This is a genomic window from Bacteroides rodentium JCM 16496 (assembly GCF_000614125.1).
Lineage (GTDB): Bacteria > Bacteroidota > Bacteroidia > Bacteroidales > Bacteroidaceae > Bacteroides > Bacteroides rodentium.
Genome location: NZ_BAKJ01000123.1, coordinates 1 through 2,180, shown reverse-complemented (window position 1 = coordinate 2,180; position 2,180 = coordinate 1). Strand labels below are relative to the sequence as shown.

Annotated in this window: 3 protein-coding genes and 1 pseudogene; all 4 read left to right on the top strand. The window is 41.7% G+C overall.

The window, feature by feature from the left end; translation table 11 throughout:
• Positions 1 to 498: hypothetical protein (locus JCM16496_RS22530; RefSeq protein WP_209441654.1), on the top strand; the 498-nt coding region annotated here is incomplete at its 5' end.
• Positions 499 to 500: 2 nt separating this feature from the next.
• On the top strand, positions 501 to 950 hold the full coding sequence (locus JCM16496_RS20925) for a hypothetical protein (RefSeq protein ID WP_128809792.1): 450 nt from the start codon (positions 501 to 503) through the stop codon (positions 948 to 950).
• Positions 951 to 1,130: 180 nt separating this feature from the next.
• Positions 1,131 to 1,385: a hypothetical protein gene (locus JCM16496_RS20920; RefSeq protein ID WP_025836413.1), complete on the top strand. Its 255-nt coding sequence runs from the start codon at positions 1,131 to 1,133 to the stop codon at positions 1,383 to 1,385.
• A 335-nt stretch (positions 1,386 to 1,720) separates the two neighbouring features.
• Positions 1,721 to 2,180, top strand: a pseudogene (locus JCM16496_RS22525) (DUF6443 domain-containing protein); the annotation flags it as partial.

The window sequence follows — 2,180 nt, the reverse complement described above, 5'->3', positions numbered from 1 at the left end:
GACAAGCTTCAGAACTTGTTCTTGGGCAAGGACAGTCCTCTGTCTGAAGATTCCAAGTCTTCCTTGTTCAACTCCTTGAACAGCCGTTCCATGGATGCCATTGCCAGGCCGATAGGTGAAGCCGTGGTTGGCTTGGGAACAGGGGAATTGGGCGGTGCTCTGTTGGGAAAGGCTGTCGGCTGGGCTGCAGGAAAAGTGGCAGGAAAAGTCGCTTCACGAGCTGAGATAAGTGAATATGTGTATACAAAAACTGCAGCAAAGCATTTTTCTGAAATTGTTAAGAAGGGAACATATAAAGGAGAAATTACAAGACCATATATGAATTCTCCGTTGACCATTCAAGAAATTATGCAAGCAGGGAAAGGTATTCCTGACGCAACATTTAAAGGAGGAGTAAATTGGAAAGTTCCTGGAGTCTTCAGAGAAGCGCAAGGTATATGGGAGTTAGGTATTAATCCTAAAACAAAAGTTATATATCATTTTAATTTTAAGAATTGATTATGAAGTTTTTTATAGATTACGATGAGTGTTTGGAACATAAACAAATTATATACCGTAAAGATGAATATAGTTTTGATACAACCCCTTACATCTATGAGATTGATTTTGAAATAGAGATTAATACTCTTTTTTTGACGGTTGTTGATTGTAAAATTGTTCAATTGAATGGTTTTTGTGGATTATCTGACAAGAACTTATATTATGATGCTCCTAAAGCAAAGAAAGGTACACTTAAAATTCTACGTTCAGAAAAGTATATTTCTTCGGCTGGTACAGCAAAACTCAATGATAAAGATTGGAAAACATTTATAAATCTTCAGACAGGCTGGACATGTATAGGAGAGCCTCATAGACAAGGTTATACTGTTGAATTTATAGATAATTGCATTGCTGTTATTGATAAGAATCAAGAACTGATAGCCCTTTGGATTCATCCTTTTTTTCTTTAAGAACGGAATGATTGTTCCACTGAGGTTATGGGCAGATATGGATTACAAATGAGATATACATTGAATGGCAATACTGTCATAGTGAATGCCAAGGGAAAAATTATTAGTGTATTTAGTTGTTTGCCTGGCACAAGAAATGGTATAGGGAAAGGATTCATGAATTCATTTGAATAATATATAATGGAAACAAAAATAGAAATCATAAATTCTATTTTAGCAGGCTGGGATCCTATTGGAGTAGGCAAAAATTTGGCAATAGATGAATATAGAGGTTATATTCCTCTGATTCTTCAATGCTGTTTTGATAAAAAAAAACTAATGGATTGTTTAATAAGTATATTAACAGATGAGATGGGATTAGATTATGATTTGAATAATCCAAAACAGTGTAAAGATATCCAGGTTATTTGCGACAAGATACTCCATACAAATTAAATTTACGTTGCAGTGTATATCCTTCATTCGCTGCTTCTGAGTTCTTGAATCTCTGATTCGATAAACTAACTGATTCCCTGCTTATGCTATCGGATGTAAGCAGGGAATCTACGTTTTTGCCCATCTGCCGCTTCTGAATATTTAGGCACCTCTTCCTACCGCTGCGATTACGACGGTTTCGGCCGCAATCGGGATTCACCAACCGTACTTGGTTTCCTGCCGCCACAGCGCAGGATAAGTCCAACGCCCGGAATCATCAGACGGGCAGCATCCTCTCCCTGCTTGGCGGTACGGGTAAGGTATATGTTGCCAACTATTATGACGTCAAAGGGAGGGTGACACGTACCACCCGTTCGCAGCCGGACTTCTGCCTCAAGCAGGAGACCGCCTACACCTTTACCGGGAATCCTCAGACGGTAAACGAATGGCACTACAAGAACGGTACGCCTACCGTAAGCGGGAAATACACCTATGCCTATGACTCGTGCGACCGCCCGGAAAGCGTGAAGTTTGACCTGAACCACAGCGGGACATCCATCACACTGGCAGCCTACACGTATGACAAGTTCGGCAGGCTCCAGAGCCGGGAGTTCCATGGCGCAAGTGCAGACAAGCTGACCTACGCCTACAATCTGCGTGGCTGGCTGATGGGTATCAGCGGAAGTAAGTTCACCCAGACTTTGTATTACAATACCGGCACCGGTGCTGCGAAGTACAACGGCAGCATCAGCAGCATGACGTGGAAGGCCGGGGATGAAAGCACCGTCCGCGGCTACAAGTTCACTTACGACGGAC